Source organism: Pseudomonas sp. KCJK9016 (genome assembly GCF_046231795.1).
Taxonomy (GTDB): domain Bacteria; phylum Pseudomonadota; class Gammaproteobacteria; order Pseudomonadales; family Pseudomonadaceae; genus Aquipseudomonas; species Aquipseudomonas bananamidigenes.
The window spans coordinates 1-954 of record NZ_JBJJMM010000064.1 but is presented as its reverse complement, the minus strand read 5'-3'; the positions used below and the strand labels follow the sequence as shown (position 1 = coordinate 954).

The 954-nt window shown below is 63.3% G+C and carries 2 protein-coding genes; both read left to right on the top strand.

Going from position 1 to position 954, the window contains the following annotated elements; all coding sequences use genetic code 11:
- Positions 1-169, top strand: a 169-nt coding sequence (locus ACK6BI_RS27990) for a hypothetical protein (RefSeq protein WP_409319660.1), incomplete at its 5' end; no start/stop codon positions are given.
- 2 nt (positions 170-171) lie between these two features.
- The coding region (locus tag ACK6BI_RS27985) for an aromatic amino acid lyase (protein ID WP_409319659.1) at positions 172-954 on the top strand (783 nt) is incomplete at its 3' end.

The following is a 954-nucleotide window of genomic DNA, read 5'->3' as shown; positions in this document are numbered from 1 at the left end:
TGTCTGCGACGGTACGGATGAGGCGGCCGAGCGCATCGCTCGCGTGCTGCACAACGACCCGGGCACCGGTGTGATGCGTCATGCCGATGCCGGTTACCAGATCGCCATCGACTGCGCCAGGGAGCAGGGCTTGAACCTGCCAATGATTACTTCGGTTAAAGGAGCCTGAACATGACTGCACTGAATCTGATCCCTGGCCAACTGAGCCTGTCGCAACTGCGTGACGTCTACCAGAAACCGGTCAAACTGACTCTCGACTACAGCGCCGCCGCACAGATCGAAGCCAGTGTCGCCTGCGTCGAACAAATCCTCGCCGAGAACCGCACTGCCTACGGCATCAACACCGGTTTCGGCTTGCTGGCCTCGACCCGCATCGCCAGCGCCGACCTGGAAAACCTGCAGCGCTCGCTGGTGCTGTCCCACGCCGCCGGCATCGGCGAGCCGATCAGCGATGAGCTGGTGCGCCTGATCATGGTGCTCAAGGTCAACAGCCTGAGCCGTGGTTTCTCCGGCATCCGTCGGGTGGTGATCGATGCGCTGATCGCGCTGATCAATGCCGAGGTTTATCCGCACATTCCGCTGAAAGGTTCGGTGGGTGCTTCCGGCGACCTCGCGCCATTGGCGCACATGTCGCTGGTGCTGCTGGGCGAGGGCAAGGCCCGTTACAAGGGCGAGTGGATGGAAGCCACCGAAGCGCTGAAAGTTGCCGGTCTGACCCCGCTGACCCTGGCGGCGAAGGAAGGTCTGGCGCTGCTCAATGGCACTCAGGTGTCCACTGCATTCGCCCTGCGCGGTCTGTTCGAAGGTGAAGACCTGTTCGCCGGTGCGCTGGCGCTGGGTGGTCTGACGGTGGAAGCGGTGCTCGGTTCGCGCTCGCCGTTCGATGCGCGTATCCATGCCGCCCGTGGCCAGAAAGGCCAGATCGACACCGCCGCCGCTTACCGCGATCTGCTC